This window comes from Rhodovulum imhoffii (assembly GCF_003046545.1).
Classification (GTDB): domain Bacteria; phylum Pseudomonadota; class Alphaproteobacteria; order Rhodobacterales; family Rhodobacteraceae; genus Rhodovulum; species Rhodovulum imhoffii.
In genome coordinates, this window is the sequence record NZ_QAAA01000003.1 from 130,803 (window position 1) to 143,153 (window position 12,351).

Below are 12,351 nucleotides of genomic sequence, written 5' to 3' on the forward strand. Positions count from 1 at the left end.
AGATGCGCTCTGGAGTAATTGCAAAGAAAGTCGGCATGACCCGGCTGTTCATGGAGGACGGGAAGCAGATTCCCGTGACGGTCCTTCAGCTTGACGGCTGTCAGGTCGTTGCACAGCGCACTGCCGAGACCGACGGTTACACCGCGGTTCAGCTGGGGGCCGGTACGGCCAAGGCCAAGCGGGTATCCGCCCCGATGCGCGGGCATTTTGCCAAGGCCAGCGTGGCCCCGAAACGCAAGGTGGCCGAGTTTCGCGTGGCCCCGGAAAACCTGATCGCCGTAGGCGAGGAGATTACCGCGGATCACTATTTCGAAGGTCAGTATGTGGACGTTTCCGGGACCTCGATCGGCAAGGGCTTTGCCGGTGCGATGAAGCGGCACAACTTCGGCGGTCTGCGGGCCAGCCACGGGGTGTCGATCAGCCACCGCTCGCACGGTTCGACTGGCCAGTGTCAGGATCCGGGCCGCGTGTTCAAGGGCAAGAAGATGGCCGGCCATATGGGCGCTGCCCGTGTGACCACGCAAAACCTGCAGGTTGTCAAAACCGATTCCGAACGTGGGCTGATCATGATCAAAGGGGCGGTTCCCGGTGCCAAGGGCGGTTGGGTGACCATCAAGGATGCGGTGAAAAAGCCGGTTCCGGAAAACGTGGTTCTGCCTGCGGCCCTGAAATCGGCCAAGGCTGAGGCCGCCGCTGCCGAAGCGCCGGCCGAAGGAGGCGAAGAATGAAACTTGACGTGATCAAGCTGGATGGCGCCAAGGCCGGAACCGTCGATCTCGGTGACGAGATCTTCGGTCTGGATCCGCGCGCCGATATCCTGCACCGTGTGGTTCGCTGGCAGCGCAACAAGGCGCAGGCTGGTACCCACAAGGTGAAAACCCGGTCTGAGACCAGCTACTCGACCAAGAAGATTTACCGTCAGAAGGGCACCGGGGGTGCCCGCCACGGGGATCGCAACGCGCCGATCTTTCGCAAAGGTGGTGTGTACAAGGGGCCGACCCCGCGCAGCCATGCCCATGACCTGCCGAAGAAATTCCGCAAGCTGGGTTTGCGCCATGCGCTGAGCGTCAAGGCGAAAGCCGGTGAACTGGTTGTGCTGGACAGCGCCGAGATCGCCGAAGCCAAAACCTCGCTTCTGGCGAAGTCGGTCAAGGCCCTGGGCTGGAAGCGCGCGCTGGTGATCGATGGGGTCAGCGTGAACGAAAACTTCGCACAGGCCGCGCGCAACATCGAAGGTCTCGATGTTCTGCCGTCGGTGGGTGCGAACGTCTACGACATCCTGCGCCGTGACACGCTGGTGATCACGAAGGCCGGTGTCGAAGCACTGGAGGCCCGACTGAAATGAGCGTGAAGCCCGAACATTACGATGTGATCCGCAAGCCGGTCATCACTGAGAAAGCCACCCTGGCGTCCGAAAACGGCGCCGTGGTGTTCGAGGTGGCGATGGGTGCGAACAAGCCCCAGATCAAGGAAGCTGTCGAGAGCCTTTTCGGTGTGAAGGTGAAGGCCGTGAATACGACGATCGCCAAGGGCAAGGCGAAACGGTTTCGGGGCCTTATGGGCCGCCGCCGCGACGTGAAGAAAGCCTATGTGACCCTCGAAGAGGGAAATACTATCGACGTGACCACCGGTCTTTGATAGAAGGCGCCGAATCTCCGGCCCCGGGTTCGCCCGGGGCCGGGCCATTTGTAACCCGGGGCATTTGCCTCCAAGCTGACGGAAGACAGAAAGCATGGCACTCAAGTCGTATAAACCGACGACGCCGGGCCAGCGTGGGCTGGTTCTGATCGACCGTTCGGAGCTTTGGAAAGGGCGTCCGGTCAAATCCCTCACGGAGGGGTTGACCAAGAAGGGCGGCCGGAACAACACCGGACGGATCACGATGCGCCGGCGTGGCGGTGGCGCGAAGCGTCTTTACCGTATCGTCGATTTCAAGCGTACGAAGTTTGATATTCCGGCCACTGTGGAGCGGATCGAGTATGATCCGAACCGGACGGCCTTTATCGCTCTGATCCGCTATGAAGACGGCGAACAGGCCTACATTCTCGCACCGCAGCGTCTTGGCGTCGGCGACATGGTGATCGCCTCTGCCAAGGCTGACGTGAAGCCGGGGAATGCGATGCCTTTCTCCGGCCTGCCGATCGGGACAATTGTTCACAACGTGGAACTGAAGCCTGGCAAGGGCGGTCAGCTGGCCCGCGCTGCGGGTACCTACGCCCAGTTCGTTGGCCGCGATGGTGGTTACGCCCAGATCCGCCTGTCTTCGGGCGAATTGCGTATGGTTCGCCAGGAATGCATGTGCACCATCGGTGCCGTGTCGAACCCGGACAATTCGAACCAGAACCTTGGCAAGGCCGGGCGCAACCGTCATCTGGGCAAGCGTCCGTCGGTCCGCGGTGTCGTCATGAACCCGATCGATCACCCCCATGGCGGTGGTGAAGGCCGGACCTCGGGGGGCCGTCATCCGGTGACGCCTTGGGGCAAGCCCACCAAGGGCGCGCGTACGCGCCGGAACAAGGCGACGGACAAGTTCATCATCCGCTCACGCCACGCTCGCAAGAAGGGTCGCTAAGTCATGGCACGTTCTGTTTGGAAAGGCCCTTTTGTCGACTCTTATGTCCTCAGGAAGGCCGAGAAAGCCCGCGAGTCGGGTCGCAAGGAAATCATCAAGATCTGGTCGCGCCGCTCGACGATTCTGCCGCAATTCGTGGGCCTCACCTTTGGCGTCTACAATGGCAAGAAGCATATCCCCGTGCTGGTGACCGAAGACATGATCGGCCAGAAATTCGGTGAATATTCGCCGACGCGGACCTATTACGGTCACGCGGCCGACAAAAAAGCGAAAAAGAGGTAAGCGTCATGGGTAAGGCTAAAAACCCCCGCCGCGTGGCCGAGAACGAAGCGATGGCCAAGGCCCGCATGCTTCGCACCTCACCGCAGAAACTGAATCTGGTCGCCGCGATGATACGGGGCAAAAAGGTCGAGACGGCGTTGGCCGACTTGACTTTCTCGAAGAAACGGATTGCGCAGGACGTGAAGAAATGCCTTCAGTCCGCCATCGCGAACGCCGAGAACAACCACAACCTGGATGTGGATGAACTGGTGGTTGCCGAGGCCTATGTCGGCAAGAATCTGGTCATGAAGCGGGGGCGCCCGCGGGCGCGCGGCCGTTTTGGCCGGATCGTGAAACCGTTCTCCGAACTCACCATCAAGGTTCGCCAGGTCGAGGAGCAAGTGTAATGGGTCACAAGGTCAATCCGATCGGCATGCGCCTGCAGGTGAACCGCACCTGGGACAGCCGCTGGTACGCCGATACGAAGGATTACGGCGATCTGCTGCTGGAGGATATCCGCATCCGCGAGTTCATCAAGGATGAGTGCCGGCAAGCCGGTGTCAGCCGCATCATCATAGAGCGCCCGCACAAGAAGTGCCGGGTGACCATCCATACCGCGCGCCCCGGTGTGATCATCGGCAAGAAGGGCGCGGATATCGAGGTTCTGCGCAAGAAGCTGGCGAACATGACCGTCAGTGAGCTGCACCTGAACATCGTCGAGGTCCGCAAGCCGGAACTGGACGGGCAGCTGGTCGCCGAATCGATCGCGCAGCAGTTGGAGCGCCGCGTCAGTTTCCGCAGGGCCATGAAACGCGCCGTGCAGAATGCCATGCGCATGGGGGCTCAGGGAATCCGGGTCAACGTTGCGGGTCGTCTTGGTGGGGCGGAGATCGCCCGGACCGAGTGGTACCGCGAGGGACGTGTGCCGCTGCATACCCTGCGCGCCGATATCGATTATGCGCAAGCCGAGGCTTCCACGCCCTACGGCATTATCGGGATCAAGGTCTGGATCTTCAAAGGCGAAATCATGGAGCACGATCCCAGTGCCCGCGACCGTCGCCAGCAGGAGCTCCAGGAGGGCGGGCCGTCCCGTCCGCGCCGCTGAGCCCTGAAGGAGAGACATCATGCTTCAACCCAAGCGTACGAAGTTCCGCAAACTTCACAAAGGTCGCATCCACGGCCAGGCGAAGGGCGGTTTTGAGCTCAACTTCGGGACTTTCGGCCTCAAAGCCACCCAGCCCGAGCGCATCACCGCGCGCCAGATCGAAGCCGCGCGCCGGGCGCTGACGCGTCACATGAAGCGTCAGGGCCGCGTCTGGATTCGCATTTTCCCCGACACTCCGGTGTCGTCGAAGCCGACCGAGGTTCGGATGGGGAAAGGGAAGGGATCTGTCGATTTCTGGGCGGCCAAGGTCAAACCCGGTCGCGTCATGTTTGAGATTGACGGCGTATCCGAAACTGTGGCAAGAGAAGCGCTCCGTCTGGCTGCGATGAAATTGCCGATCAAGACCCGGATCGTACAGCGCGAAGACTGGTGAGTTTTATTCGGACCTCCGGTGGCGGGGGTCCGGTTATTCTGTTGGAAAAGCGCCGGCTCTGTCTGGTGACTTCTGATGAGAGGACGAGGCGATGAACGCCCAGGAACTGAGAGACAAGACGCCCGATCAGCTGCGCGAAGAGCTGGCGAGCCTCAAGAAGGAGGCTTTCAACCTTCGGTTTCAGCAAGCGACCGCTGCGCTTGAGAACACTGCCCGCATGCGTGCCGTTCGCCGTGACGTTGCCCGCGTGAAAACGGTGCTGAACGAAAAAGCCGCGCAGGCGGCGAAATAAGGGAAGCCTGAAAAGATGCCCAAACGTATTTTGCAAGGCACCGTGACCAGCGAACAGAACGCCCAGACCGTTACCGTTTCGGTTGAGCGTCGCTTCACGCACCCGGTTCTGAAGAAGACGATTCGTAAGTCCAAGAAGTACCGGGCTCACGATGAGAACAACCAGTACAAGGTTGGGGATGTGGTTCGCATTCAGGAATGCGCGCCCAAGTCCAAAACGAAACGCTGGGAGGTGGTGGCGCAAGCCTGACCACATCCCGGTTTGATCGAAACCCTGGGGCCCTTTCGGGAACATCCCCATAGGTCGGGAGAAACCACATGATCCAGATGCAGACCAATCTGGATGTTGCTGACAACTCCGGCGCGCGCCGGGTTCAGTGCATCAAGGTCCTGGGTGGTTCCAAGCGGAAATACGCGTCGGTGGGTGACATCATCGTTGTGTCCGTGAAGGAAGCCATCCCGCGCGGCCGAGTGAAGAAGGGCGACGTGCGCAAGGCCGTGGTCGTGCGTACTGCCAAGGAAGTGCGCCGTGAAGATGGGACTGCCATCCGCTTTGATCGCAACGCCGCAGTGATTCTCAACAACAACAACGAGCCGATCGGCACCCGCATCTTCGGCCCCGTCGTGCGTGAGTTGCGGGCGAAGAACTTCATGAAGATCATCTCGCTCGCCCCGGAGGTGCTGTAAGATGGCTGCGAAGCTGAAAAAAGGCGACAAGGTCGTCGTTCTGGCCGGTAAGGACAAGGGGCGCGAGGGTACCATTGCCTCGGTAGACCCGAAAGTCGGCAAGGCGGTTGTGGACGGTATCAACATGGCGATTCGCCACACCCGCCAGTCGCAACAGTCCCAGGGCGGACGCTTGCCCAAGGCGATGCCGGTCGATCTGTCGAATCTTGCTCTGGTCGACCCCAGGGACGGTGGTCCGACCCGTGTCGGCTTCCGCATGGAAGACGGCAAGAAGGTCCGCTATGCCAAGAAATCGGGGGAAGTGATCGATGCTTGATGCCGCCACCTATACCCCGCGTCTGAAGACGCTTTATCGTGAAACGATCCGCCCCACTCTCAAGGAAGAGTTCGGCTACAAGAACGACATGCAGATTCCGCGTCTGGACAAAATCGTTCTGAACATCGGTGCCGGTGCCGAGGCGGTTCGCGATTCCAAGAAGGTCAAGTCCGCTCAGGAAGACCTGAGCACCATCGCCGGCCAGCGTGCCGTCGTGACCAAGGCGAAGAAATCCATCGCCGGTTTCCGTGTGCGGGAAGACATGCCGCTTGGCGCCAAGGTGACCCTGCGCGGCAACCGGATGTATGAATTCCTGGATCGTCTGATCACCGTCGCGATGCCCCGTGTCCGCGACTTCCGCGGGGTTTCCGGGAAATCTTTCGACGGTCGCGGGAACTATGCGATGGGCCTGAAAGAACACATCGTTTTCCCCGAGATCAACTTCGACAAGGTCGATGAGGTCTGGGGCATGGACATCGTCATTGCGACCACCGCGAAGACCGACGCGGAAGCGAAGGCGCTGTTGAAGCATTTCAACATGCCGTTCAACAGCTGATCGCGGGAGGAGAGAAAACATGGCTAAGAAAGCAATGGTCGAACGCGAGATCAAGCGCCGGAAGCTGGTGGAGAAACATGCCGCCAAGCGGGCCGCGCTCAAGGAGATCGCCAACGACGAGGCGCGACCGATGGAAGAGCGTTTCAAGGCGCGCCTGAAACTGGCGAAGCTGCCGCGCAATTCGTCTCCGACGCGTCTGCACAACCGCTGCCAGCTGACGGGGCGTCCGCACGCCTATTACCGCAAGCTGAAAGTATCGCGGATCATGCTGCGGGAACTGGGCTCTCAGGGCCAGATCCCCGGCCTGGTGAAATCGAGCTGGTAAGGAGGGGAATGAGATGTCTGTGAACGATCCTCTCGGTGATATGCTCACCCGGATTCGCAATGCGCAAATGCGTGGCAAGTCCAAGGTGCGCACGCCCGCGTCGAAGCTGCGCGCCTGGGTTCTGGATGTGCTGCTGGACGAAGGCTACATCCGCGGCTACGAGACCGTGACCGGGACCAGTGGCCTGCCGGAACTGGAAGTCGCCTTGAAATACTACGAGGGCACCCCGGTGATCCGCGAACTCAGACGCGTTTCGACGCCCGGTCGCCGCGTGTACATGGGGGTGAAGGAAATCCCCCAGGTTCGTCAGGGCCTTGGCGTTTCCATCGTCTCCACGTCCAAGGGCGTGATGTCGGATGCAGCAGCGCGCGCCGCCAACGTTGGCGGTGAAGTGCTCTGCACGGTGTTCTAAGGAGGTCGGAATGTCTCGTATTGGTAAAAGACCGGTCGAGCTGCCGTCGGGTGTTACGGCGTCCGTCTCCGGCCAGACCATCGAAGTAAAGGGTCCGAAGGGGGCCCGCAACTTCACCGCGACCGACGATGTCACCATCGCGGTCGAAGACAACAATGTGACCGTTACTCCCCGCGGCAGCTCCAAGCGGGCCCGCCAGCAGTGGGGCATGGCCCGCAGCATGGTGCAGAATCTGGTCACGGGTGTGACCAGCGGGTTCAAGAGGGAACTCGAGATTCAGGGCGTCGGCTACCGCGCGCAGATGCAGGGCAATGTCCTGAAGCTGTCGCTGGGCTACAGCCACGAAGTGAATTTCGAAGTACCTCAGGGGGTGACCGTTACGGCGCCGAAGCCCACGGAAGTGGTCGTGGAAGGCATTGATCAGCAACTCGTCGGACAGGTCGCGGCTAACATCCGCGAATGGCGCGCACCGGAGCCCTACAAGGGCAAGGGTATTCGCTACAAGGACGAGTATATCTTCCGCAAGGAAGGCAAGAAGAAGTAAGGGCGCGAAAGATGGCAAACAGCAAAAGAGACCTGTTCCTGAAACGCCGCCTGCGCGTCCGGAACAAACTTCGCAAGATGAACGCAGGGCGTCCGCGCCTGAGTGTTCACCGCAGCAACAAGAACATCAGCGTTCAGGTGATCGACGATGTAAACGGTGTGACGCTTGCCGCGGCCTCCTCTCTGGAGAAGGATCTGGGTGTGGCTGGCAAGAACAACGCCGAGGCCGCTGCCAAGGTTGGCGCGGCGATCGCCGAACGCGCCAGGAAGGCCGGGGTCGAGGAATGTTACTTCGATCGGGGTGGCTTTCTGTTTCATGGCAAGGTGAAGGCTCTGGCCGACGCTGCGCGTGAAGGCGGGCTGAAGTTCTAAGGAGACGATGATGGCAAGAGAAGACAACCGTCGGGACCGTCGCGACCGCGAGGAAACCCCGGAATTCGCCGATCGTCTCGTGGCGATCAACCGTGTCAGCAAGACCGTGAAGGGCGGGAAACGCTTCGGCTTCGCCGCGCTTGTCGTGGTCGGAGATCAGAAGGGCCGTGTCGGCTTCGGCAAGGGGAAGGCCAAGGAAGTCCCCGAGGCGATCCGCAAGGCGACCGAGCAGGCGAAGCGGAACCTGATCCGCGTTCCTCTGCGGGAAGGCCGCACGCTGCATCATGACATGGAAGGGCGCCATGGCGCCGGTCGCGTGGTGATGCGTACGGCTCCCACCGGGACCGGTATCATCGCGGGCGGTCCGATGCGTGCCGTTTTCGAGATGCTGGGCATTCAGGATGTGGTCGCCAAGTCGATCGGGTCTCAGAACCCCTACAACATGATCCGGGCCACGCTGGATGGGCTTTCCAAGGAAAGCTCGCCCCGTCAGGTTGCGCAACGTCGCGGCAAGAAGGTGGCCGATATCCTGAGAAAGCCCGATGCCGAGGCAGACGCCCCGGCCAGGGCCGAAGCGTAAGGAGACCGACCCATGGCGAAGACAATCGTTGTCAAGCAGATCGGCAGTCCGATCCGCCGCCCGGCCATCCAGCGTCAGACGCTGATCGGGCTGGGCCTGAACAAGATGCACAAGACGCGCGAACTGGAAGACACTCCCGCGATTCGCGGAATGGTTGCCAAGATTCCGCATCTGGTAGAGATCGTCGAAGAGCGCGGCTGAGCCTCTCAAGGATCTTCGCTCCGCCCCGGTCAGAAGCCGGGGCGTTTTGCGTTTGACCGTTCTGCCCTGTGCAGCCACGACTGCCGCACCGCACCGCACCGCTCCAGCCCAGAGCGCAGGGCACGGGATGCTTCCGATACGTCCGGGGGCGCGTCGGCGGGTACGCTACGGGGGCCGGCCCTTGCCCCGCCGGTCACAGCATGCGGATCACGTCCTTCTCGACGCTCAGCATGTACCCCCGCCGGGCGATGTTCCGGATCAGGAGTTCGCTGACGATCTGGTTGCCCAGGGCATCGCGCAGGCGCTTGATGCGGGTGGCGCCGGAGGCCTCGTCGCAGTCATGTTCCGCGCGGCCGGAGATCACGGCCTCGATCTGGGCGCCGGAGAGGATGTCGTCGTCCATCCGGGCTTCGGCCAGGACGGCGAGGGTTTCGATTGCGGCGGGGGTCAGGCGGAACTCCATGTTGTTGAGGAACACGGTGTTTTCTTCCCGACTGATGAGCAACGAGGAAACCTGAATCCCCTTGCGCGCGATTTCCTCCATCCGGCGGCTCAGCACGACCAGTGCCACCAGGAATACCAGCGCCGCCACCAACAGGGCTGTGGCAAAGACAAGCAGTACGAAAATCACCATCCTGTAGGATGCCAGGACATCTGAAAATGCGGTTCCCGACCGGGCAAGGATTTCCAGCAGGCGTAATTCCGCGTCGCCGGTCAGCGCATCGTTCTCCATGAACAGACGTTCCACGCGGGCGTTGAAGGCGTTGGCGTCGGGCAGGGCAGTAAACAGAAGACCCGCCGCGGCTGCCAGCAGGAGCACGATGCCCACGATGCCCGCCGTGACCACGCGGCCAAGGCCGCGCCGGGCGTCAGTAGCGAAGGAAGTAATGTCCGGCACTGTCCCGCCTTTCGTTCAGCCCCTCCTCTCCGAACAGCGACATGACGTTCAGAAGAGACCAGCCGCCGTGCCCGATCCGGCGGGCGATTTCGTCCCGTGCGGCGCCGGGCCCGGAGCAGGCGGAATCGGGCAGTTCGATGACGCCGTAATGCAGGCGCAGGGGATCGTCCTGCTTGGCCTTGTAGTCGGCGTAGCATCCCGCCAGTGCAGGTCCGGCGAGCAGCAGGGCGGTGAGCCCGAGGGGAAAGACAAAGCAGTGTTTCATGGTCTTGAGGATGGGGCGGATCGCGCCGCTATTCAATAACAAGCCGCGTTTGAGGGGGTGTTACCCGATAACCGGGGCGCGTTATTGCCTGTCCGCGGGGGCAGCCGGCAGGGTCGGTGTATTGCAACCGGGGCGTTCTGCCCCAACCGGAAAGGACCCTGAGATGCCTAAATTTCTTGTCTCTGCCGTCGCCGCGCTGTCGCTGGCTGTTGCCGGTGCGGCCCCTGCCCGCGCTGCGGATGCCGATGACATTGCCAAGGCGCTGTTCGGGGCGGCGACCCTGTTCGTGATCGTCAAGGGGCTGGAAAAAGACGACAAGCCCCGCGCACAGCGCGACCGCCGCCCGAGGGTTGAACCCCACCGTCCGCGTCAGGAGATAATCCGCCCCGCGCCATCCCGTGCCAAACGGGCGCTGCCGGGGGCCTGCGTGCGCCATATCGAAACCCGCCGGGGGGCGACGCGGAAGGTTGTTGGGCAACGCTGCCTGGAACGGCAAGGCTATCGCGGGCGTCTGCCCCGTGCCTGTGAGGTCATCGTGGAAACCCGCCGGGGGGATCGCCTTGGCTATGGGGCGCATTGCCTGCGGCAGAAGGGCTATCGCGTCGCCCGACACTGAGCTTTGCTCTTGCGGGCGGGGGCGGATTGGCGCTTGATGGCATCATGACGGCCCCCGCCCCGGATCTCTCTTTCGAAGAGGCTGCTGGCGTTCGCATCGTCGCGGGCGTCGATGAGGTCGGCCGCGGACCTTTGGCCGGGCCGGTCACTGCTGCTGCCGTGATCTTGAACCCTGCCAATCTGCCGACCGGATTGAACGATTCCAAGAAACTGACCGCCTCACGCCGTGCCGCCCTGTTCGGGGCGATCCTGGCCGGTGCGGAGGTTTCGGTTGCCCATGCCAGCGTCGCAGAGATCGACCGGCTCAACATTCTTCAGGCCAGCCACCTTGCCATGTGCCGGGCGGTGGCGGGACTGCCCCGCGCACCGGAACTGGCGCTGGTTGACGGCAACCGGCTGCCCCGTGATCTGCCCTGCCCCGGTCAGGCGGTGGTCAAAGGGGACGGGCGCAGCCTGTCGATCGCCGCGGCCTCCATCGTTGCCAAGGTTACACGTGACCGGATCATGGCGGGACTCGCACGGGATTTTCCGGGATATGGCTGGGAAAAGAACGCCGGCTATCCGACCAGGACGCATCTGGCGGCGCTGCAAAGCCTTGGCGTCACCCCCCACCATAGACGTTCCTTTGCCCCCGTCCACAACATCTTGTGTTGTGGATAAGTCTTAACCTCTTGATTCAAAAATAAATTGACGCTGAATCGCCCATGACTCAGATTGGCCTCATAACACGACGCCAAAAACAGGCGCGAACCATTGAGGCAGATATGACGAAACCAGCAAAGGGGGCGCCTGTGCTCCCACTAGATACAGTATTGCCCGGCGACTGCATCGAGGTGATGAACCGCCTTCCCGAGGAGAGCGTGGACCTCATCTTCGCCGACCCGCCGTATAACCTGCAACTGCGGGGCGATCTGCATCGCCCGGACAATTCGCGCGTGGACGCGGTGGACGACCACTGGGACCAGTTCGACAGCTTCGCCGCCTATGACGCCTTCACGCGGGACTGGCTGAAGGCCGCGCGCCGCATCCTCAAACCCAATGGCGCGATCTGGGTGATCGGCAGTTACCACAATGTCTTCCGCCTGGGGGCGGAGCTTCAGAACCAGGGGTTCTGGATTCTCAACGATGTGGTTTGGCGCAAGTCCAACCCGATGCCGAATTTCCGCGGCAAGCGCCTCACCAACGCGCATGAAACCCTGATATGGGCCTCGAAATCCGAAGGGGCGAAATACACCTTTAACTATGAGGCTTTGAAGGCGCTGAACGAAGGTATCCAGATGCGCAGCGACTGGGTACTGCCGATCTGCACCGGGCATGAACGCCTCAAGGATGGCAGGGGGGACAAGGCTCACCCGACGCAAAAGCCCGAATCCCTGCTGCATCGGGTTCTGGTCGGCACCACCAATCCCGGCGACGTGGTGCTGGACCCGTTCTTCGGTACCGGCACCACCGGCGCCGTGGCCAAGATGCTGGGCCGCAATTACATCGGGATCGAACGCGAAACCACCTACCGCGACCTTGCCGCCAGGCGTCTTTCCCGGGTGCGCAAACTGGATGCCGAGGCCCTGACGGTCACGGCTTCGAAGCGGGCCGCACCACGTGTTCCTTTTGGTCAACTGGTGGAGCGTGGCCTGCTGCGCCCGGGCGAAGTCCTGACATCCCCGCGCGGCAAGACCGCCCGTGTCCGCGCCGATGGCACGCTGGTCGGGGAGGACGTGAAGGGGTCGATCCACCAGGTTGGTGCGGCGTTCGAAGGCGCACCTTCCTGCAACGGCTGGACATACTGGCATTTTCGCCGCGATGGCAAGACCGTGCCCATCGATCGGTTGCGCCAGCAGATCCGGGATGAAATGGCCGACCGCCCGAACTGACCCCTGGCGGGGCGGGCCTCACACGTTCGCGCCCCCCCCCGTATATCC

The 12,351-nt window shown here is 62.0% G+C and carries 24 protein-coding genes; 22 read left to right on the forward strand and 2 right to left on the reverse strand.

Annotation, left to right across the window (positions count from 1 at the left end; all coding sequences use genetic code 11):
* Positions 1–2 precede the first annotated feature (2 nt).
* The 19 genes from rplC (at position 3) to rpmD (ending at position 8,654) form a co-directional block, all read left to right on the forward strand.
* Positions 3–728, forward strand: a complete 726-nt coding sequence (rplC, locus tag C8N32_RS03675) for a 50S ribosomal protein L3 (RefSeq protein ID WP_107891120.1) — start codon at positions 3–5, stop codon at positions 726–728.
* A complete protein-coding gene (gene rplD, locus C8N32_RS03680) occupies positions 725–1,345 on the forward strand; it encodes a 50S ribosomal protein L4 (protein ID WP_107891121.1) in 621 nt (206 codons plus the stop codon). The genes rplC and rplD overlap by 4 nt, the downstream gene beginning before the upstream one ends.
* Positions 1,342–1,638 carry a 50S ribosomal protein L23 gene (locus C8N32_RS03685; RefSeq protein WP_107891122.1) on the forward strand — a complete coding sequence of 99 codons (297 nt, stop codon included), beginning with the start codon at positions 1,342–1,344 and terminating at the stop codon, positions 1,636–1,638. Before rplD ends, C8N32_RS03685 begins: the two co-directional genes overlap by 4 nt.
* Positions 1,639–1,732: 94 nt before the next feature.
* The gene (gene rplB, locus C8N32_RS03690; RefSeq protein WP_107891123.1) at positions 1,733–2,572 is read left to right on the forward strand and encodes a 50S ribosomal protein L2; all 840 of its coding nucleotides are present in this window, start codon (positions 1,733–1,735) and stop codon (positions 2,570–2,572) included.
* A gap of 3 nt (positions 2,573–2,575) precedes the next feature.
* The gene (gene rpsS, locus C8N32_RS03695; protein WP_107891124.1) at positions 2,576–2,854 is read left to right on the forward strand and encodes a 30S ribosomal protein S19; all 279 of its coding nucleotides are present in this window, start codon (positions 2,576–2,578) and stop codon (positions 2,852–2,854) included.
* Positions 2,855–2,859: 5 nt separating this feature from the next.
* A complete protein-coding gene (gene rplV, locus C8N32_RS03700) occupies positions 2,860–3,240 on the forward strand; it encodes a 50S ribosomal protein L22 (RefSeq protein WP_107891125.1) in 381 nt (126 codons plus the stop codon).
* The gene (gene rpsC, locus C8N32_RS03705) at positions 3,240–3,938 is read left to right on the forward strand and encodes a 30S ribosomal protein S3 (protein ID WP_107891126.1); all 699 of its coding nucleotides are present in this window, start codon (positions 3,240–3,242) and stop codon (positions 3,936–3,938) included. The genes rplV and rpsC overlap by 1 nt, the downstream gene beginning before the upstream one ends.
* A gap of 19 nt (positions 3,939–3,957) precedes the next feature.
* Positions 3,958–4,371 (forward strand): 50S ribosomal protein L16, encoded by a 414-nt coding sequence (gene rplP, locus C8N32_RS03710; protein WP_107891127.1) that lies wholly within the window; start codon positions 3,958–3,960, stop codon positions 4,369–4,371.
* A gap of 91 nt (positions 4,372–4,462) precedes the next feature.
* Positions 4,463–4,663: a 50S ribosomal protein L29 gene (rpmC, locus tag C8N32_RS03715; RefSeq protein WP_107891128.1), complete on the forward strand. Its 201-nt coding sequence runs from the start codon at positions 4,463–4,465 to the stop codon at positions 4,661–4,663.
* A gap of 15 nt (positions 4,664–4,678) precedes the next feature.
* The gene (rpsQ, locus tag C8N32_RS03720) at positions 4,679–4,912 is read left to right on the forward strand and encodes a 30S ribosomal protein S17 (RefSeq protein ID WP_107891129.1); all 234 of its coding nucleotides are present in this window, start codon (positions 4,679–4,681) and stop codon (positions 4,910–4,912) included.
* Between the two features lie 68 nt (positions 4,913–4,980).
* Complete coding sequence (gene rplN / locus C8N32_RS03725; protein ID WP_011567679.1) at positions 4,981–5,349, forward strand: 50S ribosomal protein L14; 369 nt, start codon at positions 4,981–4,983, stop codon at positions 5,347–5,349.
* Between the two features lies 1 nt (position 5,350).
* Positions 5,351–5,665 carry a 50S ribosomal protein L24 gene (gene rplX / locus C8N32_RS03730; RefSeq protein WP_107891130.1) on the forward strand — a complete coding sequence of 105 codons (315 nt, stop codon included), beginning with the start codon at positions 5,351–5,353 and terminating at the stop codon, positions 5,663–5,665.
* The gene (gene rplE / locus C8N32_RS03735; protein WP_107891131.1) at positions 5,658–6,221 is read left to right on the forward strand and encodes a 50S ribosomal protein L5; all 564 of its coding nucleotides are present in this window, start codon (positions 5,658–5,660) and stop codon (positions 6,219–6,221) included. Before rplX ends, rplE begins: the two co-directional genes overlap by 8 nt.
* A gap of 19 nt (positions 6,222–6,240) precedes the next feature.
* Positions 6,241–6,546: a 30S ribosomal protein S14 gene (rpsN, locus tag C8N32_RS03740; RefSeq protein ID WP_107891132.1), complete on the forward strand. Its 306-nt coding sequence runs from the start codon at positions 6,241–6,243 to the stop codon at positions 6,544–6,546.
* Positions 6,547–6,559: 13 nt separating this feature from the next.
* Complete coding sequence (rpsH, locus tag C8N32_RS03745; protein WP_201132418.1) at positions 6,560–6,958, forward strand: 30S ribosomal protein S8; 399 nt, start codon at positions 6,560–6,562, stop codon at positions 6,956–6,958.
* A 10-nt stretch (positions 6,959–6,968) separates the two neighbouring features.
* A complete protein-coding gene (rplF, locus tag C8N32_RS03750) occupies positions 6,969–7,502 on the forward strand; it encodes a 50S ribosomal protein L6 (RefSeq protein ID WP_107891133.1) in 534 nt (177 codons plus the stop codon).
* Between the two features lie 11 nt (positions 7,503–7,513).
* Positions 7,514–7,873: a 50S ribosomal protein L18 gene (gene rplR, locus C8N32_RS03755; protein WP_107891134.1), complete on the forward strand. Its 360-nt coding sequence runs from the start codon at positions 7,514–7,516 to the stop codon at positions 7,871–7,873.
* Between the two features lie 7 nt (positions 7,874–7,880).
* A complete protein-coding gene (gene rpsE / locus C8N32_RS03760) occupies positions 7,881–8,453 on the forward strand; it encodes a 30S ribosomal protein S5 (RefSeq protein ID WP_201132419.1) in 573 nt (190 codons plus the stop codon).
* Between the two features lie 12 nt (positions 8,454–8,465).
* Positions 8,466–8,654, forward strand: a complete 189-nt coding sequence (gene rpmD, locus C8N32_RS03765; protein WP_107891135.1) for a 50S ribosomal protein L30 — start codon at positions 8,466–8,468, stop codon at positions 8,652–8,654.
* Between the two features lie 193 nt (positions 8,655–8,847).
* On the opposite strand, the gene C8N32_RS03770 is transcribed toward rpmD, so the two are convergent.
* Together C8N32_RS03770 and C8N32_RS03775 are read right to left on the reverse strand one after the other, a co-directional pair.
* Positions 8,848–9,552, reverse strand: coding sequence for a winged helix-turn-helix domain-containing protein (locus C8N32_RS03770; protein WP_107891136.1), 705 nt, complete (start codon positions 9,550–9,552; stop codon positions 8,848–8,850).
* Positions 9,524–9,817 carry a hypothetical protein gene (locus C8N32_RS03775; RefSeq protein WP_107891137.1) on the reverse strand — a complete coding sequence of 98 codons (294 nt, stop codon included), beginning with the start codon at positions 9,815–9,817 and terminating at the stop codon, positions 9,524–9,526. Before C8N32_RS03775 ends, C8N32_RS03770 begins: the two co-directional genes overlap by 29 nt.
* Positions 9,818–9,980: 163 nt before the next feature.
* Here C8N32_RS03775 and C8N32_RS03780 point away from each other — a divergent pair, with 163 nt between their 5' ends.
* The 3 genes from C8N32_RS03780 to C8N32_RS03790 all read left to right on the forward strand — a co-directional run bounded on the left by C8N32_RS03780 (position 9,981) and on the right by C8N32_RS03790 (position 12,303).
* Entirely contained in the window at positions 9,981–10,433 is a 453-nt protein-coding gene (locus C8N32_RS03780) for a hypothetical protein (protein WP_107891138.1), read from the forward strand.
* 44 nt (positions 10,434–10,477) lie between these two features.
* Positions 10,478–11,092 (forward strand): ribonuclease HII, encoded by a 615-nt coding sequence (locus C8N32_RS03785; RefSeq protein WP_107891248.1) that lies wholly within the window; start codon positions 10,478–10,480, stop codon positions 11,090–11,092.
* 104 nt (positions 11,093–11,196) lie between these two features.
* Positions 11,197–12,303 carry a site-specific DNA-methyltransferase gene (locus tag C8N32_RS03790; protein ID WP_107891139.1) on the forward strand — a complete coding sequence of 369 codons (1,107 nt, stop codon included), beginning with the start codon at positions 11,197–11,199 and terminating at the stop codon, positions 12,301–12,303.
* Positions 12,304–12,351: the final 48 nt, after the last annotated feature.

Coding starts and splice junctions, on each gene's coding strand:
- rplB (WP_107891123.1), top strand. CDS start 1,733: ATGGCACTCAAGTCGTATAAACCGACGACGCCGGGCCAGCGTGGGCTG.
- rpsE (WP_201132419.1), top strand. CDS start 7,881: ATGATGGCAAGAGAAGACAACCGTCGGGACCGTCGCGACCGCGAGGAA.
- rpsN (WP_107891132.1), top strand. CDS start 6,241: ATGGCTAAGAAAGCAATGGTCGAACGCGAGATCAAGCGCCGGAAGCTG.
- rpsS (WP_107891124.1), top strand. CDS start 2,576: ATGGCACGTTCTGTTTGGAAAGGCCCTTTTGTCGACTCTTATGTCCTC.
- rpsC (WP_107891126.1), top strand. CDS start 3,240: ATGGGTCACAAGGTCAATCCGATCGGCATGCGCCTGCAGGTGAACCGC.
- rpsH (WP_201132418.1), top strand. CDS start 6,560: ATGTCTGTGAACGATCCTCTCGGTGATATGCTCACCCGGATTCGCAAT.
- rpmC (WP_107891128.1), top strand. CDS start 4,463: ATGAACGCCCAGGAACTGAGAGACAAGACGCCCGATCAGCTGCGCGAA.
- rplV (WP_107891125.1), top strand. CDS start 2,860: ATGGGTAAGGCTAAAAACCCCCGCCGCGTGGCCGAGAACGAAGCGATG.
- rplN (WP_011567679.1), top strand. CDS start 4,981: ATGATCCAGATGCAGACCAATCTGGATGTTGCTGACAACTCCGGCGCG.
- C8N32_RS03685 (WP_107891122.1), top strand. CDS start 1,342: ATGAGCGTGAAGCCCGAACATTACGATGTGATCCGCAAGCCGGTCATC.
- rpmD (WP_107891135.1), top strand. CDS start 8,466: ATGGCGAAGACAATCGTTGTCAAGCAGATCGGCAGTCCGATCCGCCGC.
- C8N32_RS03780 (WP_107891138.1), top strand. CDS start 9,981: ATGCCTAAATTTCTTGTCTCTGCCGTCGCCGCGCTGTCGCTGGCTGTT.
- C8N32_RS03790 (WP_107891139.1), top strand. CDS start 11,197: ATGACGAAACCAGCAAAGGGGGCGCCTGTGCTCCCACTAGATACAGTA.
- rplF (WP_107891133.1), top strand. CDS start 6,969: ATGTCTCGTATTGGTAAAAGACCGGTCGAGCTGCCGTCGGGTGTTACG.
- C8N32_RS03785 (WP_107891248.1), top strand. CDS start 10,478: ATGACGGCCCCCGCCCCGGATCTCTCTTTCGAAGAGGCTGCTGGCGTT.
- rplE (WP_107891131.1), top strand. CDS start 5,658: ATGCTTGATGCCGCCACCTATACCCCGCGTCTGAAGACGCTTTATCGT.
- rplR (WP_107891134.1), top strand. CDS start 7,514: ATGGCAAACAGCAAAAGAGACCTGTTCCTGAAACGCCGCCTGCGCGTC.
- rplX (WP_107891130.1), top strand. CDS start 5,351: ATGGCTGCGAAGCTGAAAAAAGGCGACAAGGTCGTCGTTCTGGCCGGT.
- C8N32_RS03775 (WP_107891137.1), bottom strand. CDS start 9,817: ATGAAACACTGCTTTGTCTTTCCCCTCGGGCTCACCGCCCTGCTGCTC.
- rpsQ (WP_107891129.1), top strand. CDS start 4,679: ATGCCCAAACGTATTTTGCAAGGCACCGTGACCAGCGAACAGAACGCC.
- rplD (WP_107891121.1), top strand. CDS start 725: ATGAAACTTGACGTGATCAAGCTGGATGGCGCCAAGGCCGGAACCGTC.
- rplC (WP_107891120.1), top strand. CDS start 3: ATGCGCTCTGGAGTAATTGCAAAGAAAGTCGGCATGACCCGGCTGTTC.
- rplP (WP_107891127.1), top strand. CDS start 3,958: ATGCTTCAACCCAAGCGTACGAAGTTCCGCAAACTTCACAAAGGTCGC.